General features: G+C 69.0%; 14 protein-coding genes. 5 read left to right on the plus strand and 9 right to left on the minus strand.

Annotated elements, in window-relative coordinates; translation table 11 throughout:
- Positions 1–104: 104 nt before the first annotated feature.
- Genes QHF85_RS43175 through QHF85_RS43190 form a run of 4 tightly spaced genes read right to left on the minus strand, consistent with a single transcriptional unit; the run spans position 105 to position 9,090 of the window.
- Positions 105–347, minus strand: a complete 243-nt coding sequence (locus QHF85_RS43175; RefSeq protein ID WP_281333319.1) for a hypothetical protein — start codon at positions 345–347, stop codon at positions 105–107.
- 57 nt (positions 348–404) lie between these two features.
- Positions 405–1,334: a thioesterase domain-containing protein gene (locus QHF85_RS43180; RefSeq protein WP_281333320.1), complete on the minus strand. Its 930-nt coding sequence runs from the start codon at positions 1,332–1,334 to the stop codon at positions 405–407.
- 11 nt (positions 1,335–1,345) lie between these two features.
- Positions 1,346–4,711, minus strand: a complete 3,366-nt coding sequence (locus QHF85_RS43185) for an amino acid adenylation domain-containing protein (protein ID WP_281333321.1) — start codon at positions 4,709–4,711, stop codon at positions 1,346–1,348.
- A complete protein-coding gene (locus QHF85_RS43190) occupies positions 4,708–9,090 on the minus strand; it encodes an acyltransferase domain-containing protein (protein WP_348652807.1) in 4,383 nt (1,460 codons plus the stop codon). The genes QHF85_RS43185 and QHF85_RS43190 overlap by 4 nt, the downstream gene beginning before the upstream one ends.
- A 232-nt stretch (positions 9,091–9,322) precedes the next feature.
- Here QHF85_RS43190 and QHF85_RS43195 point away from each other — a divergent pair, with 232 nt between their 5' ends.
- Genes QHF85_RS43195 through QHF85_RS43210 form a run of 4 tightly spaced genes read left to right on the plus strand, consistent with a single transcriptional unit; the run spans position 9,323 to position 13,713 of the window.
- Positions 9,323–10,000, plus strand: coding sequence for an ABC transporter ATP-binding protein (locus QHF85_RS43195; protein ID WP_281333323.1), 678 nt, complete (start codon positions 9,323–9,325; stop codon positions 9,998–10,000).
- On the plus strand, positions 9,997–11,229 hold the full coding sequence (locus QHF85_RS43200) for an ABC transporter permease (protein WP_281333324.1): 1,233 nt from the start codon (positions 9,997–9,999) through the stop codon (positions 11,227–11,229). The genes QHF85_RS43195 and QHF85_RS43200 overlap by 4 nt, the downstream gene beginning before the upstream one ends.
- Complete coding sequence (locus tag QHF85_RS43205) at positions 11,226–12,491, plus strand: ABC transporter permease (protein ID WP_281333325.1); 1,266 nt, start codon at positions 11,226–11,228, stop codon at positions 12,489–12,491. Before QHF85_RS43200 ends, QHF85_RS43205 begins: the two co-directional genes overlap by 4 nt.
- 4 nt (positions 12,492–12,495) lie before the next feature.
- A complete protein-coding gene (locus QHF85_RS43210; protein WP_281333326.1) occupies positions 12,496–13,713 on the plus strand; it encodes an efflux RND transporter periplasmic adaptor subunit in 1,218 nt (405 codons plus the stop codon).
- On the opposite strand, the gene QHF85_RS43215 is transcribed toward QHF85_RS43210, so the two are convergent.
- The 3 genes from QHF85_RS43215 to QHF85_RS43225 form a co-directional block, all read right to left on the minus strand.
- Positions 13,679–15,115, minus strand: coding sequence for an MFS transporter (locus QHF85_RS43215; RefSeq protein ID WP_281333338.1), 1,437 nt, complete (start codon positions 15,113–15,115; stop codon positions 13,679–13,681). The genes QHF85_RS43210 and QHF85_RS43215 overlap by 35 nt on opposite strands.
- Positions 15,116–15,120: 5 nt before the next feature.
- Positions 15,121–15,822: an SDR family oxidoreductase gene (locus tag QHF85_RS43220; RefSeq protein WP_281333327.1), complete on the minus strand. Its 702-nt coding sequence runs from the start codon at positions 15,820–15,822 to the stop codon at positions 15,121–15,123.
- Between the two features lie 230 nt (positions 15,823–16,052).
- The gene (locus QHF85_RS43225; RefSeq protein ID WP_281333328.1) at positions 16,053–17,684 is read right to left on the minus strand and encodes a DEAD/DEAH box helicase; all 1,632 of its coding nucleotides are present in this window, start codon (positions 17,682–17,684) and stop codon (positions 16,053–16,055) included.
- An 88-nt stretch (positions 17,685–17,772) separates the two neighbouring features.
- Between QHF85_RS43225 and QHF85_RS43230 the strand changes: the two genes are divergently transcribed.
- Positions 17,773–18,444, plus strand: a complete 672-nt coding sequence (locus tag QHF85_RS43230) for a lysoplasmalogenase (RefSeq protein ID WP_281333329.1) — start codon at positions 17,773–17,775, stop codon at positions 18,442–18,444.
- Positions 18,445–18,867: 423 nt separating this feature from the next.
- Here QHF85_RS43230 and QHF85_RS43235 read toward each other — a convergent pair whose 3' ends face one another.
- Together QHF85_RS43235 and QHF85_RS43240 are read right to left on the minus strand one after the other, a co-directional pair.
- The gene (locus QHF85_RS43235) at positions 18,868–20,070 is read right to left on the minus strand and encodes an FIST N-terminal domain-containing protein (protein WP_281333330.1); all 1,203 of its coding nucleotides are present in this window, start codon (positions 20,068–20,070) and stop codon (positions 18,868–18,870) included.
- A gap of 35 nt (positions 20,071–20,105) precedes the next feature.
- Entirely contained in the window at positions 20,106–20,471 is a 366-nt protein-coding gene (locus QHF85_RS43240; RefSeq protein ID WP_281333331.1) for a hypothetical protein, read from the minus strand.
- Positions 20,472–20,541 lie beyond the last annotated feature (70 nt).

Here is a 20,541-nt window from a genome sequence, read left to right on the forward strand (position 1 = left end):
CGAGGATGGTACACGGATCGGCAGCGGCGATGCCAGGGTTCGTCCGCGGACGAGATCGGATGCGGGAAGGGTTTGACGCCGTGCTTCGATCCGACGTGGTGCCGCTACGGGTCGTGGTTCGTCCACCAGAGCGATTGATGTTCGCCCTCGGAGTTGGGCTCGAGACGACACACGTCATCGGTGTGCCGGAGCCCCACGTAGACGACGATCGCGCCCACGACCGGGAGCAGCCAGATCATCGCGCTCTGCGCGATCTTCTGCCCGCGCGTGTAGAGGTCGCTCCTCCACAGCCGGACGGTGATCCCGATCTGGACCACCATCACAACCGCCGCGAGTATCACGAGCACGCTCCCCATCATGAGCTGCCGCGTGGCGCTCCCGCTACCTCGCCCGTAGGGATACCGTCATCCGAGCAGCTCCGCCAGGCGCCCCGAGATGAGCTTGCAGTCCGGATCCTCGCCGCTGAAGAGGGCCGCAGCGTCCGCGTTCAGGGGGTGATAATGGATTTGCTCCGGCGGCAGGCTACGCAGGTGCACGGTGTACGAGGTGTTCATGTCGAGCTCCAGCTCGTCATGCGACTTCCGGCCTACGACCAGCACCTCCACGTGCCCGCGAAGCCGACGCTTCGGCTGATAACCCAGCATGGCGGAGAGCCCCGCCTCGTACATCTTCATTCGATGCCGGAAGAGGTGCTCTTCAGCCTGGCTCTTGAGGTACCCCGCTTCCTTCACGAGCCCGGTGACGAAATCGTAACGCTCGTTCTCGGGCAGCGCACGGATCTGCTCCATGGGCAGCGGCACCTGGATGCCCAGCAGGCGCTCGAAGATGAAATGGTGATCCTCGATGGCCCGGAGCTGCAGCGCGTCCGTCCCCGGCAGGCACGCCCACGGGCGCAGGAACACCGGCATGATCTGGACGAGCATGGCCACCTCCTCGCCCTCCTCCTGCAGCCGGCACGCGAGCTCGTACGAAGGCAGTCCCCCCATGCAGAACCCGCCGATGTAATAAGGTCCGTGCGGCTGCACCGCGCGGATGTGGCGCAACGTGTACTCGACCACCTCCTCCACGGTGCGCAGCGGCTCGCGCTCCTCGTCGAAGCCAGGCGCCTGGCAACCATAAAATGCCATGCGCTCGGGCAGGTGAGGCGCCATGTAGCGGAAATAAGAAACCCCTCCGTCCGTGGCCGGGAAAAAGAAAAACGCTGGCCCGCCAGGTTGCCCTTTCTTGAATTGCACCACGTTGGAGGGCACGTCCTGGCGGGCGGCCTCTCGATTCTGAATGAGAGCGCGCAGAAGCTCTTGCTTGGTTCGTGAAAGCTCAGGGGTCGTCGTCATCGTCCTGTCTCCTACGTTGGAATCAGCTCCGAAAGCATGGCTTGGGCCTCGTCCTCGCTGAGCTCCGCCACCGCAGCCTCCAGCGCCTCCATGTCCCCGCGGCTCACCGCCGCCCGGAGCCGTGCGCGCTTGAACACGAGCGAAAGGCCGCGCACGGTGGGGTGCAGGAAGAGCTCCGTCATCGGCACGGATACGCCGAGCTGCTCGGCGGCGGCGTACAGCAATCGCGCCGCCATCAAGGAATGCCCGCCCAGCGCGAAGAAATCATCGTTCCGACCCGGCCGACGCCCCGGGAGCAGCTCGGCATAAAGCGCCGCGACCGCCTCCTCCATGGGCCCCACCGGCGGCTCGTGGGCCACCTCGGAGGCGCGCCGCGAAAACGAGGCGGGCGGCAGCGCCTTGCGGTGAACCTTGCCATTCGGTGTACGCGGCAGCGCCTCCAGCACGGCAACGTGCGCCGGCACCATGTACCCGGGCAATCGGCCCGTGAGCCAGGTGCGTAGCTCCTGCGTCACGAGCGCCTCGCCGGCCTCGGGGCAGACGCAGGCGATGAGCTCGAGCGATCCATCGGGCCCCGGGCGAGCGACCACCGCCGCTTCTCTCACCCCCGGGTGCTGGCTCAGCACGTGCTCGATCTCGCCGGTCTCGATTCGGTAGCCGCGGATCTTCACCTGTTCATCCCATCGCCCGAGGAACTCCACACGCCCGTCGCCATGCTGCCGCACGAGGTCCCCCGTGCGATAGCAACGCACGGGCGCGGGCAATGCGCTCCCTGGATTGATTTGCACGAAGCGCTCGGCCGTGAGCTCCGGCCGGTTCCAGTATCCGGCCGCCACGCCCTCGCCGCCGATGTACAGCTCGCCAGGCACGCCTGGCCCCACGGGCAGCCCCGCCTCGTCCAGCACGTAGATCTGCGTATTCTCCAGAGGGCGACCCGCGAGGATCGGAGCGCCTGGCGTCAGGCGCTCGCGCAGCGACCAGATGGTGGTCTCCGTGGGGCCGTACAGGTTCCAGAGCTCCGCGCAGCGCGTGGCCAGAAAGTCCACGACCTCGCGCGACGGGTGCTCGCCGCCGCAGAATGCCTTGAGCCGCTCGTCGCCCTTCCAACCCGACGCCATGAGGAGCGACCAGGTGGCGGGCGTGCCTTGCATGGCCGTGACGCCGCGCGATTCGAGCAGACGCGCGAGGCGCTTGCCGTCGCGCACGCCCTCCGTCTCGGCCAGCACCAAAAGGGCCCCTGTCACGAGCGGTAGAAAAAGCTCGAGCGCGGAGATGTCGAAGGACCAGGTGGTCACCGCGAGGAACACGTCCTCCGCGCCGAGCCCCGGAGCACGCGCATGGGCCCACAAGCAGCTCACCACGTTGCGGTGGCGCACCACGACGCCCTTCGGCCTGCCGGTGGACCCCGAGGTGTAGAGCAAATAGGCGGGATCCTCGGAGGTCACGGTGACCGCCGGCGGCGCATCGGCGCGCAGGGGCTCGAGGTCCCGCAATGAAAGCACAGGCACGTCTTCGGGCACGACGCTGGGGGCCGCATGCTCGGACAGGACCAGCCGGGTCTGGCTATCGGCCAGCATGAAGCGCAGCCGCTCCTCGGGCATCTCCGGATCCAGCGGCAGGTACGCGGCTCCGGCGGCAAGCACGCCGAGGACCGCACAGAAGAGCTCCGGCGAGCGCTGACCGAGCACCGCGACGAAATGGCCCGCGCCGACCCCACGCGCGGCGAGGGCGTGCGCGATCCCGTGCGCGCGTGAAAGGACCTCGGCGCCCGAGAGCGTGCGCTCCGCGCAAGTGACGGCAGGCGCCTCCGGCGTCTGCTCGAGTCGCTCACGCACCCAGGCGTGCAGGCAAAGCTCGCGAGGATAGGCGTGCTCGGTCCGGTTCCAATCCAGGAGCACCTCCCGCGCGCGCGCCTCGCCGAGCAGACAAGCCGTGTCCACGGGCGCCTCCGGCGCAGCGCAAAGGCGCGCGGCCAGCGTCGTGAAGGATTCGGCGAAACGCGGCGCGAACTCACTGGAAAAAAGCGCCGCGCTCGAGAGCAAAACCCCCCGGGTGCCTCCGGGGCTCGGCGTGAGGTGGAACTCCAGGTCGAACTGGCAGAGCTTCGGATCGAAGGGGAGCTCTTCCGTCGAGAGCCCCGCGAGCCGCAGGGGACGAGACACGTTTTGCAGGCCGAAGAAGACCTGGAAGAGCGGGCTGCGCGAGGGATCACGCGTCTGCCCGGAGAGCTGCACGAGCTCTTCGAACGCCACGTCCTGATGCTCGGCCGCCTCCAGGCCGACGCGGTGGACACGCCGCACGAGCTCGCGGAAGTCGATCCCCTGCGGGATCTCGATGCGCAGGACGAGCGTGTTCACCATGCAGCCGATGAGGGGCTCGAAGCTGCGATCCCCGCGGTTGGCGTGCGGGATGCCCACGACGAGGTCCCTCTGGCGGCTCATCCGCTGCAAGGCGACCGCGAAGACGGCGAGGAGCGCTGCGAAGGGGGTCGCGCCCGCCTCCGAGGCGACACGCGCGAGCGCCGCGTCCACGTCCGGCGGGAGGAGGCAACGATGCTGCCGCCCCTCGTAGCGGGTGAGGGCAGGGCGTGGAAAGTCGCAGGGCAGCTCCAGCGAGGGCAAGCGCTCGAGCCGCGCGCGCCAGTATGGGAGGCTCCGGGAGGCCTGGTAGACCTGGCGCTCCCAGTCCACGAAGTCCGCATACCCCAGGCGAAGCTCGGGGAGCGCGGCGGGCTCTCCGGAGAGCTCCTCGCCATAAAGCGCCGCGAGCTCCTCGTTGAACAGGCCGAGCGACCACCCATCGACCACCAGGTGATGAAGCCCGATCGCCCACACGTGGGCATCGGGGCCGAGCTCCAGCAGGCAACTCCTCACGGGCGGCTCGCGCCCGAGGTCGAAGGGGCGCGCCAAGGCTTCGCGCAGGGCCTGTTGCACTTGCTCCTCGGTGGGCGGCTCCGGGAAGCGCACGCGCTGCAAGGGCAACGTGTGGCGGTCTTCGATGAACTGCACCAGGTGTCCTTCGAGCTCCACGAAGGTGGCCCGGAGCGCCTCGTGCCGAGCGACAACGCGCTGCTGGGCGCGTTCCAGGAGCTCCGGACGCAAAGGGCCGCGGATTTCGTACGCCTGGGCGACCAGGTAGGCGGCCTCCCCGGGCGCAAGCCGGGAGAGGAACCACAGCCGGCGCTGGACGCTGGAGAGGCCGGTCGCCGTGCGTCCGGAAAGGAGCGAGAGCAACTCGGCCTTGTGGGCTCGCAGCGCCTCCTTGTCCTCCGCCTGGAGGGCGCCGGGCGGGGCCTTGAAGCGGAGCTGGCCCTCGGACGCCCAGAGCCGCACGCCCTTGCCGGTGAGGAGACCTACGAGCGACTTGGCCGTCGTCACAGGCTGCCTTCCTCCAGTTGCGCGGCGAGGGCCTCGGCGTCGATGACCGGCTTGCGCGCCTCTCGGACGTGGGCGCAGAGCCCCTGGGCCAGCGCGCGGAGGGCCCGATCTTCGAGGAGGAGTGATACCGGCACGTCCACCTGCAGGAGCGCGCGAAGGCGATTGTTGAGCTGCATGGCCATGATGGAGTCGAGCCCGAGCCGTTTGAGCGAAGACTCCGGCGGGAGCATCGACGCCGGGAGTTGCAGAATCGCGGAGGCGCGGAGGCGCAGGATCTGCTCGACGAGGGCCGGCTCGGGGGCACCTTGCGCGTCACGTACGGCCTGTTCCAGGCGCGAGAGCTCGGGCACCTCGGGCGCGGGCGCCGCGTTGATCTCGGGTTTGGGGAGCGTGGTGCCCGAGAGGCCCTCGGGCCAGTAGGGCTTTCGTTGCCAGGGGTAAGCGGGGAGGGGAAGGAAACGCCCGCCGCGCCGCTGCACCGCGTGCCAGTCCACCTCCACGCCGCACGTGTAGAGCTGCGCGAGCGCCTCGTAGAGATAACGTTGCCCCTCGCCGCGCCGCAGCGAATGCAGGATCACGGCGCTCACGCCTTCCTCGGCGACCGTCTGCTCGCAAGCATGGCCGAGCAGCGGGTGGGGCCCGACTTCGAGCAGCAGGCGGACGCCGTCCCGGAGAAGCGCGCGCACCTGTTCGTGGAAATGCACGGGTTCGCGCACGTTTCGGACCCAATGGCGCGTGTCGAGCTCCGGCCCCTCGGCGACGAGGCCCGTGGTGGTGGAGTACAGAGGAAGCGCGGCGCGTCGAGGCGTGACCCCGGCGAGGTCCCTCGCGAGCGCCCCCTGCACAGGCTCCACCTGGGGGCAATGCGACATGGGGAACTCGGGGCCCATGACGCGCGCAAAGGCGCCCTGCGCTTGCACCTCCGCGACGAGCGCCTCCACGGCCTCGCGCTCGCCCGCGAGAGCGAAGCTCCGCGGCCCGTTTCGCGCAGCCACACTCGCGCGCCCGGACCAGCGCGCGAGGGCCGCCGCGAGCTCGTCCGGCGAGCTCTCGACGATGGCCATGGTTCCCCGACCATGCAGCGATCGCAGGTGCCGGCTGCGCGCACAGATGACGCGGGCCGCGTCCTCCAGGCTCAAGGCGCCCGCCACGTGCGCCGCCGCCACCTCGCCCATGCTGTGGCCGACGACCGCCGCCGCCCGAACGCCCAGCGACTCCCAGAGCCGGCAAAGCGCCACCTGGAACGCGAACAGCGCCGGCTGCGCGACATCGGCCCTGTCCTCGATGGCCTTTCCCTCGGAGAGCCGCGCGGCGATCGACCCGCCGAGGTAGGGCGCGAGGGCCGCATCACAGGAGAGGAGCGCATGGCGAAACGCGGGCTCTTGCTCCAGGAGCTCTCGGCCCATGCCCTCCCACTGGCCGCCCTGACCCGGGAAGACGAAGGCCAGGCGCGGCGGCTCGGTGGGCGAGAGGCGCGCCCCGAGGGGGTGGGACAAGGCCGCGACGAGCTGCTCGCGCAGGCCGGCGCGCGTGCTGCCGACCACGGCCACGCGGTGCCCGAGGTGGCTGCGGCCGCAAGCCGCCGTGTAGCAGAGGTCGTCGAGGTCGAGGTCCGGCTGGGTCCCGAGGCGGGAAAGGAGCCCCGCCACCCGTACGCGCAGGGCCTCGGGTGTGTGCGCCGAGACCGGGAGCACGCGTGGCAGCGCGGGCGCCTCGGCGCCCGGGACGTCCCGCAGATGGGGGCGCACAGGCACGCCCTGCTCCTGCAAGGTCGCGGCGGCTTCGAGCAGCGCCTCCCCCTCGGGGGCACGGCGGTGGACCGAGGCGACGACGCGGCCCGGGCGGCCTGCGTGCGCGAGGCACTGCTCCACGAAGCGGACGAGCGCGGGCTGCGGGCCCACTTCGAGAAAGAGATCCTCGCCTCGCTGGGCGAGCAGGTCGACGGCCCCCGCGAAGTCCACGGGCTCGCGCAGGTTGCGGACCCAGTAGCGCGCGTCGAGATCACGCCCCTCGACGAAGCGCCCTGTCACCGTGGAGAGCAGCGGGATGTGCGTGGGCTGCGGCGATATCTCCGAGAGCCCGGCGAGGAGCTCCCCCAGGATGGGATCGACGAGCGGGCTGTGCGAGGGGAAGGCGATGTCGACGAAGGCGCAGCGCACGCCTGCCGCTCGCTGCTCGGCGGCCAGGCGTTCGAGCGCGGCGCGCTCGCCGGAGAGCGCGGTCGAGGTGGGCGCATTGAACACGGCGAGCGTGACGCCCTCCATGCCGTGGATCGCCGCCGCGAGCTCGTGCCGCGATCGCTCCACCAGCAAGAGCCCTCCCTGGCCTGCGAGCCGCCGGGTGAGCTTTCCACGCAGGCAGACGAGCCGCACGGCATCCTCGAGGGTCAGCGCGCCTGCCACGTGCGCGGCGGCGACCTCGCCGAGGCTGTGCCCGAGCACGGCCCGCGGGACGACGCCCCAGGAGCGCCACAGCTCGGCCAGGGCCACCTGCACGGCGAAGATCGCGGGCTGTACCACGTCCGGCTCGTTCAGCCGCGATGCCTCGGGCGGGGCGAAGAGCTCTTGCAAAAGCGACCACCCGACCTCCGCCTGGATCGCCCGATCGCAAGCGGCAAGCCGCGCGCGAAACAGGGGCGAGGCCACGAGCAGCTCGCGGGCCATGCCGAGCCACTGGGAGCCGTGCCCTGCGAAGTAGAAGACGGGCTGCCGAGGCGCGCGCGACGAGGGGTTCGGGGCCGCGACGGGCCACGCAGGCCTCTCGCTCGCCCGCCACGCCTCGAGCACGACATGGGCGTTGGCGCCGCCGAATCCGAACGAGCTGACGCCTGCGCGGGCTGGCCCCTCTCGCTCCGGCCACGGGCCCGGCCGGGCCTGGACCTCGATGCCCAGGGAGGCGAAGTCGATCTGAGGGTTCGGCGTGCCGAAGTGCAGGCTCGCCGGGAGCTCATGGTGGCGCAGGCTGAGCGCGACCTTGATGAGCCCGGCAATGCCCGCAGCGGCCTCGGCGTGACCGATGTTGCTCTTGACCGAGCCGATGCGTAGGGGGCGCTCCGGAGGGCGGCCTTTCCCGTAGACGGCTCCGATGGCGGAGGCCTCGATGGGGTCTCCGAGCTTCGTCCCGGTGCCGTGCGCCTCCACGTAGTCCACGGAAGTCGGGTCGACGCCGGCCCTTTGGCAGGCCATGGCGAGCAGCGAGCGCTGGGCGCGTGGGCTCGGCGCGGTGAGCCCGTTGCTGCGCCCGTCGTTGTTCGTCGCGCTGCCGCGGAGCACGCAATGAATGGGGTTGCCGTCCGCGATCGCCCGCGACAGGGGTTTGAGCACCACGAGGCCGGCGCCCTCGGCGCGGGCATAACCGTCGCCCCCCGCGTCGAAGGGGCGGCAGCGCCCGCCGGGGCTCGTGGCGCCGAACTTCGCCATCTGGACCAGGCTGTCGGGCGCGAGGATGAGGTTGACCCCCCCCGCGAGCGCCAGCGTGGACTCGCCGCTGCGCAGGCTCTCGCACCCGAGATGCACGGCCACCAGCGAGGCCGAGCAGGCCGTGTCGATGGCCATGCTCGGCCCCTCGAGCCCCAGCGTGTACGAGACGCGGTTGGCGATGATGCTGTGGTGCACGCCCGTCACGGTGTGCGGGGCGATGGCCGAGAGCCCCAGGCGGCCGAGGAGCAGGGCGAAGTCGCTCCAGATGGCGCCGACAAAGACGCCCGTCGCAGAACCGGCGAGCGAAAGCGGAGGGATGCCAGCGTCCTCGAGCGCCTCCCAGGAGAGCTCCAGCATGATGCGCTGCTGCGGATCCATGTGGAGCGCTTCGCGTGGGGAGATGCCGAAGAAGTGCGCATCGAAGCCCGAGACGTCGCGCAGGAAGCCGCCCTGACGCATGGGAATGGTGCCCGGCGTGGCCGGATCGGGCGCGTGAAGCGCGTCCACGTCGAAGCGATCGCGAGGGATGTCCGTGATCGCGTCCGTGCCGGAGCGCAAAAGCTCCCAGAAGGCCGCCGGGGAATCGGCTCCCGGGAAACGACAGGCGATCCCGACGACGGCGATGGGCTCGTGCGCGGCGACCCGAGGCGCCTCCGGGGCGGCCGCAGGGCGCGGGGCGCCGGCAAGGTGGGCCGCGAGCTCGGCGACGCTGGGGAACTCCCACAGCAGCGTGATCGGCACCGGGCGTTCGAGCCACGTGGAGAGGCGGCTGGCGAGCGATCCAGCCGTCAGGGAGTCCAGGCCCAGGCGGCGGAAGCTACTGTGTACGTCGACCTGTTCGGCTGGGATCCGCAGGCATTCGGCGACCGCTACGACCAGCCACCGGACAATGCTCTGCTGCGGAACGCCGAATGCCACCCACACTCTCCCTGATGGTCCAAAAGAAGTGACGGCCGCCACGCTAGCATGGACGGAATCTGCGTGCTAATGGGAGAAATGTTATTTGCAAAACAAATCATATCCCATGGGCGCTAACTCCTACCCGAGCCAATAGGTGGGCTTCGGCGCCATGGTCGCGGAGAGACGCGCCGCGAGGCGCTGCGCAATCGCGGCCGTATCGACGCCCGCGTGCTCGGTGAGGCTCTCGACAACGGGATAGCGTCCTCCCTGGAATTTTGCTACGCATCCAATCGTGATCCACCTCGAGAGGGTCAACAAGTCGTACCACCTGGGGCACCACGCGCTGCACGTGCTGCGCAACGTCGACCTCACTATCGAGGAAGGCGAGCTCGTATCCATCATGGGCTCCTCCGGGTCGGGCAAGTCCACGCTGCTCAACATCCTCGGCATCCTCGACGACTACGACAGCGGCACCTACCGGCTCGGCGACGCGCTCATCCGCGACCTCTCCGAGAGCCGCGCCGCGCAGTACAGGAACCGCTTCATCGGGTTCGTGTTTCAATCGTTCAATTTGCTCCCCTTCAAGACGGCCGCGGAGAACGTCGCGCTCCCGCTGTTTTACCAGGGCGTCCCGCGGGCCCGGCGGAATGCGCTCGCGCTCGAGTACCTCGCCCGCGTCGGCCTCGAGGCCTGGGCCATGCACCTGCCCGCCGAGATGTCGGGCGGGCAAAAACAGCGCGTCGCCATCGCGCGCGCGCTCATCACGAAGCCGCGGGTGCTGCTCGCGGACGAGCCCACCGGCGCGCTCGATTCGAAGACCTCCGAGCAGATCATGAATTTGCTGATCGACGTGAACGCCTCCGGTGTCACGGTCGTCATCGTCACGCACGAGCCCAAGGTCGCCGCGCGGACCCACCGCACGATCCGGCTGCGCGACGGCGTCATCGAGGCGGACGAGGACCGGGCGTGAGCCTCGACCGGCTCGTCGAGCTCGTCGAGACCCTCCGGACGGCCAAGCTTCGGACGGCGCTCACCGCGCTCAGCGTCGCGTGGGGGATCTTCATGCTCGTCATCCTGCTCGGCTCGGGCGCGGGCATTCAAAATGGCGCCGAGCACCAGTTCCGCGACGACGCGACGAATTCGTTGTGGATCTGGCCGGGCGCGACCTCGCTGCCCTTCGAGGGGCATAAAATCGGGCGCAACGTCCGCCTCACGGACGAGGACTACGACGCGGTCAAGCGCCACGTCGACGGCGTCGTCCACATCACGGGGCGCTTCTATTTGCAGGGGCAATTCACCGTCTCCTACCACGGCGCCGTCTCGTCCTTCGACGTGCGCGCCTGTCACCCCGACCATCAGTTCCTCGAGAACACGCTCATCACGAGCGGCCGCTTCATCAACCAGCTCGACCTCGCCGAGAACCGCAAGGTCGCCGTGATCGGGCCCGTCGCCGTCGAAAGGCTCTTCAAAGGGAAGGACCCGATCGGTGAATGGATCAACGTGCGCGGCATGATGGTCCGCGTCGTCGGCGTCTTCGAGGACGAGGGCGGCGAGGAGGAGCAAAGCAAGATTTACATCCCCATCTCCACCGCGCAGATGGCGTACGGCGGCGCCTCCCAGATCCACCAGCTCATGTTCACGATCGACGAGAAGACCGACGTCGAGCACAGCGTCGCCGTCGCCGGCCAGACGAAGCGGCTCCTCGCGGCGCGGCACCATTTCTCGCCCGAGGACAAACGCGCCTTGAGGGTTCGCAATACCGTCGAGGATTTTCAACGGATCGTGATGCTCTTCCAGCGGATCCGCGTCTTCATCTGGATCGTCGGCATCGGCACGATCGTCGCCGGTATCGTCGGGGTCGGCAACATCATGCTGATCTCGGTACGCGAGCGGACGAAGGAGATCGGGATCCGCAAGGCGCTCGGCGCGACGCCGTGGGCGATCGTCTCGCAGATCGTCCTGGAGGCGCTGATCGTGACGGGCGTCTCCGGGTACCTCGGGCTCTTCGCGGGCATCGCCACGCTCGAGCTCGTTCGCAAGCACGTGCCGCCGAGCGATTTCTTCCGCGACCCGAGCGTCAACCTCGGCGTCGTCGTCGGGGCGACCGTGCTCCTCGTGCTCTCCGGCCTCCTCGCAGGCTATTTCCCGGCCCGCATGGCGGCCCGGGTGAACCCGATCGTCGCCCTGAGGGCCGAATGATCGACATCGACCAGTGGACCGAGATCTTCGGGACGCTGCGGCGCAACGCGCTGCGGACGACGCTGACGGCCGTCGGCGTCTTCTGGGGCGTGCTCATGCTGATCGTCATGGTCGGCTTTGGCAACGGCCTCGAGGGGGGCATACGCCGTGACATGGCCGGGCTCGCGACGAAAAGTTTATTTGTATGGGGATGGCGAACCTCGTTGCCCTACAAGGGCATGCGCCCCGGCAAGTTCGTGCGGCTGACGCGCGCGGACGCGAGCGCGCTCGAGGCGAACATCCCCGAGATCGACGCGGTCGCGCCCCGCGCCTCGCTCGGCAATCGCGGGGCGGGCGCGCTCGTGACGCGTGGCGAGAAGACGGGGAGCTTCTCGGTCTTCGGCGACGTGCCCGCGTTCATTCGAATCCAGCCGCAGACCATGATCGCCGGGCGCTTCCTGAATGCGCTCGACATGGAGCACAGGCGCAAGGTTGCCGTCATCGGGAACCAGGTCGCCGACGTCCTCTTCCCTCACGACCCCGATCCGACCGGCGAGACGATTCGCATCAAGGGCGTCGATTTCATGGTCGTTGGCGTCTTCCGCACGAAAGCCGAGGGGGACAGGGGCGACCGGATCGCGAATACCATTCACACGCCGCTCTCGACGTTCCAGCAAACGCTGCGCAAGGAACCCTGGGTGAATACCTTCGCCGTCCTCGTCCGGGACGACGGCGATGCGAGCGCGGTGGAGCGCCGCATCCACGATGAGCTCGCGCGGCTCCACCGATTCTCGCCCGAAGACAAGGAGGCGGTCGAGAGCTGGAATGCCGAGGCGGAGTTCAAGAAGATCGCGGGCCTCTTCATCGGCATTTCGCTGTTGATATGGATCGTCGGCAGCGTGACGTTGCTCGCGGGGATCATCGGCGTGAGCAACATCATGATGATCAGCGTCCGGGAGCGGACGCGCGAGATCGGGGTCCGGCGCGCGATCGGCGCGACGCCGGGCACGATCATCGGCATGATCTTGAAGGAATCGACGGTGCTGACGGCCGCGGCAGGCTACCTGGGCCTCGCCGCGGGGGTGGGCGTGCTCGAGCTGATCGGGCGCGTGATGAAATCGAGCGAGGGCGGCGGGCCTTCTCTCTTCGATCCGCCGCGCGCGGATTTCGGGGTGGCCATGGCAGCGACGGCGGTGGTCGTCCTCGGTGGTGCAATCGCCGGTTTTTTCCCGGCATGGAACGCGGTGCGCATCCGACTGGTGGTCGCGCTCCGCGATGAGTGAGACGATGAGCGACGCAGAGCGAGCGAACGGGGGCAAAGAAGAGCGCGGCGCGGATGGGCCCGAGCCAGGAGACGAGGCCGCGGCGCCTCCTCCGCCGCGCAGGAGTGGCAAGGCGCTGCGCGCGCTCCGGACCGCGCTCGTCTCCCTCGTCTTGCTGGCGATCCTCGGGGGCTTCGTGGGGACGCTGTTTTTCCTCTACGAACGCTCGAAGGGCCCGCCGCCGGTGGTGAAGACCGAGAAGGCGGCCGTGAGCGACATCGTGCGAAAAGCCGTCGCGACCGGGTCGATCGTGCCGCGACGCGAGGTGCTGATCAAGCCGCGCGTCTCCGGGATTCTGAAGACGATCCACGTCGTGGCCGGGCAGTTGATCAAGGAAGGCGACTTGATCGCGGAGGTGACGATCATCCCGGACGTGGTGGCGTTGACCCGCGCCGAGGGGCAGGTGCGATCCGCGAACATCTCGCTGAAGCACGCCACGCTGGAGCTCGAGCGGGCGAAACGCCTTCGCGAAGGTGGCCTGCTCTCGGAGCTCGATCTGTCGAGCCGGCAGCTCGATCGCGACATCAAGGCCGCGGAGGTCGCGGCCGCGAACGAGGGATTGACGGTGGCGCGCGAGGGGGCGATCGCGCGAAGCGACAAATCGAGCAACACGCAGATCCGCGCCACGGTCGCGGGTACGGTGCTGGACGTGCCCGTGATCCAGGGCGCGAGCGTGATCGAGGCGAACAATTTCAATGAAGGGACGACGATCGCGATCATCGCCGACATGAGCGACATGATCTTCCTCGGCACCGTGGACGAGGCCGACGTCGGGAAGATATCGACGGGGATGGACGCCTCCATCCAGATCGGCGCGATCGAGAACCGGACATTTGACGGGAAGCTCGAGTTCATCGCCTCGAAAGGAAAGCTGGTCGACGGCGCCATTCAATTCGAGGTGCGGGCCGCGCTGGCGCCCGTGCAGGGCGTGACGATCCGCGCAGGCTACAGCGCGAACGCGGGGATCGTGCTCGAAAAACGGACGCAGACGCTCGCGCTGAACGAAAAGCTGGTGTCTTTCGAGGGGGACAAACCTTACGTGGAGGTGAAGGTCGCCGTCGATCGATTCGAGCGGCGCAACATCGAGGTGGGGATCAGCGACGGTATCAAGATCGAGGTGAAGAGCGGCGTGGCGGCGAACGACGAGATCAAGGTGCCGGAGGCGAACGCGGGGAAGAAGTAGAAGGCGCGGCGGGCCGGGTATCCACGCCCAGGCAGAAAAGCCCGGTGATCAGCGCGAGCACGATGTGCAGACCGTACAGTCGGTTGAAGTCCGCCCGCGCGAGCGTCGTGTGACCGAGCAGCGCGACCGCGAGCGCGACGCCGAGCACCGAGCCCATTTGCCGTGTCGCTTGGTTCACCGCGCTTCCCACCGCGTAGTTCGCCGGGGGCAATCGACTCACGGCCGAGGCGGAGAGGGACGGGAGCACCAGGCCCACGGCCACGCCGCTCATCAACAATCCTGGCAGCCAATGCAGGACGTAGTTCGGCTGCGGCCCCGGCACGAGCAGGAACCACAGGCTGCTCGCGGCGTACAGGAGCGAGCCGCCGACGAGGAACCGGCGGTGGCCGACGCGCGCAGCCTGACGACCACAGAAGATGGCCGTCGGGACGACCAGAAGCGGCCCCGGCGTCACGGCCACGCCGGCCAGCGGCAACGAGTAACCCCAGATGCCGCGCATGTAGAAAAAGAAGCCGAGGAACATCATCGAAAACGCAGCGCCGAAGGCGAACGTCGCTGCGTTGACGTGGCGGTACGTCCGATTCTCGAAGAGCGCGAGATTCACGAGCGGCGCGCGGCTGTACCGTGACCACGCGAGGAAGGCCGCGCCGGCCGCGACGCCCGTGACGGCGATCGCCGCGAGCTCTCCGCGCGTGCGTGCGGGAGACTCGGTCTCGACGATGGCCAGCGCGAGCGCGCCCACGCACAGCATCAGCAGCGCCATCCCCACGCCATCCACGCGCTTTTGATCCGAGCTCGGGACGGACTCGTCGAGGTGGACGGCGCCGCGCCAGAGCGCCAGCGCGCCCAGCGGGAGATTGATGTAGAAAGCCCACGGCCAGCCCGCCACGTCGGTGATGAAGCTGCCGAGGCTGGGCCCGACGGCCGCGGCGAGGCCGCCCACGGCGCCCCAGAGGCTCACGACGATCGCACGCCGTTCGGCTGGAAAGGCCGCGATGACGATCGAAAGGGAAGCCGGCGTCAGCAGCGCCGCGCCGATGGCCTGCGCGACGCGGGCGGCCACCAGGAGCGAGACGCTGGAAGCGAGCCCGCACGCCGCCGACGCCGCGAGGAACAACGCGACGCCGATCAAAAACACGCGCTTGCGCCCGTGCGTATCCGCGAGCCCACCCGCAGGAATGAGCATTGCGGCGTATACGACGGTGTACGCATTGAGCACCCAGGACAGCTCCGCCGCCGTGGTGTGGCCGAAGCTCTGGCGTAGCGCGTCGAATGCGGAGAACAGCATCGTCGTGTCGAGCGACACGAGGAATGCGGCGACGCTCGCGATCCAGAACACGCGCCAGGGGGCGGCGGGGGCAGCGTCGGGGGCGGCGGCGGTGGAGGGGACCGTGGCGACCATGGGCGTCACCGCGGGACCAGATAAATCGCGGGCTCGGCGCTCAGCTTGCGCTTGACCTCGCGGGTCAGCTCATCGGCCAGCACCTCGCTTTCGCCGGCTTCCAGCGCGTCGAGGGCGCGGGCGACGATGTCCTCGGGCGTGGCCTTGGGCGCGCTGATGCCGTGGGTCAGGTCGGTGTCGACGAAGCCCATGTGCAGCGTCAGCACCTGCGTGCCCTGCGGGCGCAGGTCGTTGCGGAGCGCGTTGCTCAAGCTCCACAGCGCGGCTTTCGACACGGCGTAGTTGGCCAGGGTCGGGCTCGAGAGCCAGCTTGCGACGGAGGCGACGTTGAGCAAGGCGCCGCCGCCGTTCTGCGAAAGCACGGGCGCGAATGCCTGGGCGACGCGGAGCACGCCGAAGACGTTGGTCTCCAGGTGGCGGCGCAGCACGGCCTCGGCCTCGGGGGTGTTGAAGCTGCCCAGCGTGGCGATGCCGGCGTTGTTGATGACGAGCGTGGTGTCGCTCGCTGCCGCAGCCGCGGCGCTCACGTCCTCGGGCGAGGTCACGTCGAGCTTCACGGGCGTCACGCCTGCGAGCTCGATGCTCGAAGGGTTGCGCGCGGCGGCGTAGACCTTGCGCGCCCCGCGCTCGAGGACGGCCTTCGCGAAGGCCAGGCCGATACCGCGGTTGGCGCCAGTGATGAAGACGGTCGCGTTCTGGATGTTCATGGTCATGTCCGGGTGATCGTTGTGTTTTTTGCAGCACGAGGCGCGGCGTCGGGGTCCGCGCCAGGGAGCGACATATTACGACAATCATATTACGACCATCATACGCATCTGTCAACCCGGCCCCGCGGCCCGACGCTCCCTTCTGCAGGAGGGCGTCAGACCCTGGAGGCGTGCCCTAGAGCACCAGGTCGACCGAGCCCTTCAGCGAAGCTCGGGGGTGAGCTCCACCGCTAGCCTCGTACGACCCGCAAAAACACGTCGAGCCGCAGCGCGTCCGCCCGCGTCTTCGCCCTCGATCCCGCGGGTGCGGGCTCCCTCCGCCAGGCCGCGCTCGCGAGCGCCGAGGCCTCCGCCGCGCGGCCCTTCCGCTGCACCTCGTAATCGACCGCCTCCACCGCCTCCTCGATCCGACTGAAGCGGGCCATGCTCTCGCCGTCGAAGAGGACCTCCCAGCGCTTGCCGCGCGCGCCGCGGCTCACGACAAGCGCCTCCGCGAGCTGCCCCGGCCGTGGCTCGAAATGCAGGACGAGCCCATATTTGCCGAGAGACGACCACGCATTGCCGGAGATCGCGCGGACGTCACCGGAGAGCCCGAGCCCCAGCGGATCGAAGCGCGCGGCGCGGTCCTGGATCTCGCCCAGCGTGATCGCGCCCGCCTCGAGCTCGAATCCAGGATGATCGAACGCGATCCGCTCCCACGCGCGCCTCGCCTCGGAGGCGTCGCGGCCCTCGAGGTCCAGATCCCGCGGCATGCCAAAGAGAGACGGGAGCGTGCAGAGATCCAGGGCGGAAAGATCCACGAAATCAAGGATCAAGCAATCGGTTTTTCCAGGAAAGAGACGTGTCCCGCGCCCCACGCATTGCGCGTAGAGCCCCTCGTTCCGCGTGGGGCGGGCCATCGCGACGCAGCTCACGCCAGGATCGTCGAAGCCCTCGGTCAAGACGCCGACATTGGTGAGCACGATCGTGCGGCCTTTTCGGAAGTCTTCGAGGGCTCTCGCGCGGTCCTCTGGCTTCATGGTGCCGTGGACGATGCCGGCGGGGACACCGAGGGCGTTGAGCGCATAGCAGAGGTTCCGCGCGTGGCTCACGGTCACGCAGAACGCAATGGTGCGCCTGTCGCGCGCGAGCTCCTGGATCGCGCGGGCCACGAGGGCGTTGCGCTCCTCGATGTCCACGGCGAGCGCGAGCTCGTCCTCGGCGAAGTCGAGGCCCTCGCCCGAGAGGCGCGAGAGGTCAGCGGTGGTGGCAATGCGATACCCGGAGAGCGGAGCGAGATACCCTTGCTCGATGAGCTCCGGCAAGGTCTTCGTATAAACGATGCGCTCGAAGACCGCGTCGAGGCCCTTTCCGTCGCCGCGCGTGGTGGTGGCCGTGAAGCCGAGCAAGGTGCCATTCCAGCCGGAATCGAATGCTCCGAGGCGACGGAGGACGCGAAGGTTGTCAGCGGCGGCAGCGTGGTGGCATTCGTCGTAGATGACGAGCCCGATGTCACGGCCCGCGAGGAGGTCTTCGAGGCGCGCCTCGTGAAGCGAGCGGATCGAAGCCACAAGGACCTTGGCATCACGCGGCGCGCGGCGCGCACCTTGCTCGACGGCAACGATGGCAGCACCAGCGAGGGCGCGGTGGATCTTGTCGCGGGCCTGCTCGACGAGCTCCTCCCGATGCGCGAGCACGAGGACACCGCGGCGCGCAAGGCGGGAAAGCTCGGCAAAAATGACGGTTTTGCCAGCGCCGGTCGGGAGGCAAACGACCATGCGGCGGACACCCGCGCGCCGGGCGGCGAGGACAGCGCTCAAGGCTTCGCGCTGGTAAGGGCGGAGCGAAGGCGCAGGCGATGTCGGGGGCGGGGCAGGGGTCATGCGGGGGCGGGGAGTGTAGCCGGTCCCGCGGCGGGCGTCGCTCGAAGCGCTCTGTAAGGCCGAAAGCGATACGGTAAGCTCTCGCCCCATGGATCTAGCTTCCTCTCGGCGCCGCGAGGCGATCTTCTTCGGAGCGTACCTCGCAAGCGCGGCGGCCTCGTGTGTGCTCATCACGCTCGCGCCAGGCTCGATCGCGTACCGCCTGCTCAAGGTCACCCCGCTTTTTTTGCTTTGCGCCGCGCGTCTGCGCGAGAGGCAGGGGCGGCTCGCAAAGTTCGTCGGGCTCGGGCTCTTCGCGTCACTCGTCGCAGACGCCGTCATCGATAACGTCTTCGTAGCCGGACTCGGGGTGTTTCTCGTCGCGCACCTCTTTTATCTCATCGGAATGGGTTTGCCAGGGCGCACGGCCGGCGCGTGGCTCACGATGCTGCCAGCGCTCGCCTTCGGCGGGCTCATGTGGAAAATCCTCGTCGGATCCGGCCGCGCACCGGAGGCCCTGCACGCGCCCATCACGGCGTACGCAATCGTCATCTCATCGATGCTCGGTCGAGCACTCGGGCGCGCCCTCGTCGAGCCAAAGGACCACGCCTCACGCATTTTCTGCGCAGGCGCGATCTTCTTCGTGATATCGGACTCGCTCATCGGAGTGAATCGCTGGGTATTTCCTCTACCTCTCGGGCCAGTCTGGATCCTTTCAACGTATTGGCTGGGCCAATTCTTGATTTTTCGAGGATCCACGCCAGGGTGTTCCACAGCGTAGCGCCGGGGTTTCACCCCGGACCCGACCAGGGGTTGTCCACCCCTGGACCCGGACCAGCGCAAGCGCTGGACTCGGGGTCGATGAACTGCGCGATGCGCAGTTCATCGAACGGGCCAGGTCAAGACAGGCAACGACCCTGCCCACCAACACAGCGGCGCTGACGGTTCCGCGTGAAATGAACTTCCACGGTCTTGCCACCGGCCTGTGGAAGAACTGCGCGAAGCGCAGTTCTTCCAACAAAGGTCCAGGGCTGGCCCAGCAAAGAGGGGGCGGACAGCTTAAAAAACGTTCCCCGCATCGACTGCGCTTCGCGCAGTCGATGCCCAGAGGTCCAGGGCTGGCCCTGGTTCGGGTCGAGGGGCGAACAGCCCCCGCGGGGCCCGGGGCAGCGCCCCGGCTCCACGGTCCCGGATGAGACTCAGCTCAGCCCGCGATGACGAGCGAGACGGACAGATTCGAGTGGACGTTGCCCACGCCGGGGACGTGGCCTTGCTCGCCGAAGGTGCAGAAGCCGAGGATCGGGATGTCGCCGAGCCGACCTCGGAGGCGCGAGAGCACCTCCTCGATACGACTGCCCACCGCGCCCGCGCAGCCGGCGCAGTAAATCAAGAATGCGCCACGCGCGTCCCGCGGCTCGATGTTCGCCGCAGCGAGGCAGCGGTCGACGAGGCGGTCGACGATGCCCACCAGCGAATCTGCGCTGCCGGACATGAGGCATACCGTGGCGCCCTGCGGCGCCTCGGCGAAGACGTCGATCCGGCCCTCGGGGTGCGCATGCGCCGGGTGGAGCAGCAGGTAGAATGGCTGCGCCGCGTCGCCGCCGCGTGCGATGCCCACCGGGGTCACTGCGGTCTGCATGAGCAGGTTGCCGCCCTCGCGCACCTCGGCGGCGATCGAATCGCCGATCCAGCCGTGGAGGACCTCGGTTGCTGGGCGGCCGTCGAGCTTCTCGATGGCGCGGCCGTTTGACGCGGTGATCACGGCGCGCTTGTCGGTGGGCTCGTACGGGGCCTCGATGACTGCGCCGAGACGTACGGACGCGCCCCAGAGCCCTGCGAGGGTGACGCCCTCGCGCAGCACGCCCCGGTCCGTGAAGATGCTCCAGGCGCCCTCGATCGTGTGATCGGCGGCGCTGCCGCCGAAGACGGGCACGCCGGGCAGGACGTCGGCGATGCCGGCGAGGATTTCCTCCTCGCGGCCGGGCGTGACTGCGAGGAACACGAGCCGCGGGGGCTCGCCTGCGGGGCCGCTCGACGCGAGCGCTCGCGCGGCCTTGCGGCCTGCCTCTCGCGCGCCCTCGGCGAGATCGGCGCTGCCCACGGCGAACGACGCATCCTGACCGGCTCCGAGGAGGAGCACGCCCACGCCGCCATTCGCGCCCATGACCACGCCGCTGCCCGTGAGCACCCCGAGGGATGTGGTCGCGCCGTGGAGGGGCACGCCGGGCAAGGCTTCGCGGAATGCGGCGTGCACCACGCTCGCGTCGTGATCGACTGTGGCAGCCACGATGGCGAGCCGCGGCTCCTTGCCCCCGAGCGCGTGTCGCGCGACGGATGCGGCTTCGTGCGCGGCGGCGCGGGTCTCCGGGGCGGCGCTGTGTCCAGCGCCCATGACGAGATCGCTCATGGTCCTCCTCCCTGCTTCTTTCGTTGGGGAGCGTTTTATCGTTGGATCGGCAAGAACTGCAAGAGCCCGTCGAGCTCGGTCGCGGGCACGAGGGAGCGCAGCGCCCTGGCGACCTTCGTGACGGCGTGCGGATCGTCGGGCGTCGCGGCGTCGTACGTGCGCAGGTTGATGCCTGTCATGAGGATGAGGCGCGAGATGAAAAATGCGCCGTGCTTCCGGTCGAGTTGCCGCACCACCGCGGCGATGCCCCCCAGCGAGCGCCGTGGGGCAGCGGAGGAGGCGGGCCCCGCGGAGGAAGGCGAGGGGGCGTATACCGCGTTGATGGCGCTCTGCGGCGGCGGGGTGCGCTCGAAGGGCGCTGGGGGGGGCGAGGTCTCGAAGCGCGGCATGAACGCGCTCACGGGCGCGGAGGGTGTGGGCTGGCCGGGGGGGACCGAGCGAGGTCCCTCGGGAACCGCGTCCTGGTTCCAC

The organism is Polyangium sp. 6x1 (assembly GCF_029946515.1).
GTDB lineage: Bacteria > Myxococcota_A > Polyangia > Polyangiales > Polyangiaceae > Polyangium.